Below are 202 nucleotides of genomic sequence, written 5' to 3' on the forward strand. Positions count from 1 at the left end.
CGAAAACCTGTTTATTGAAGGCGACAACCTTGAAGTGCTTAAGTTGCTGCAAAAGTCTTATCACAAAAAGATAAAGATGATTTATATCGACCCTCCTTACAATACGGGTAAGGATTTTGTTTATAAAGATAATTTCCGTGGCAATTGGCTGAATATGCTTTATCCCAGACTGAAATTAGCCAGAGATTTATTGTCTGATGAG

1 protein-coding gene is annotated in these 202 nt (G+C 36.1%); it reads left to right on the top strand.

What is annotated here, in order from left to right; genetic code table 11:
• The coding region (locus PSI23_RS22730) for a DNA methyltransferase (protein WP_273557122.1) at nt 1–202 on the top strand (202 nt) is incomplete at both ends.

It is taken from the genome of Xenorhabdus yunnanensis (genome assembly GCF_028598805.1).
GTDB classification, from domain to species: domain Bacteria; phylum Pseudomonadota; class Gammaproteobacteria; order Enterobacterales; family Enterobacteriaceae; genus Xenorhabdus; species Xenorhabdus yunnanensis.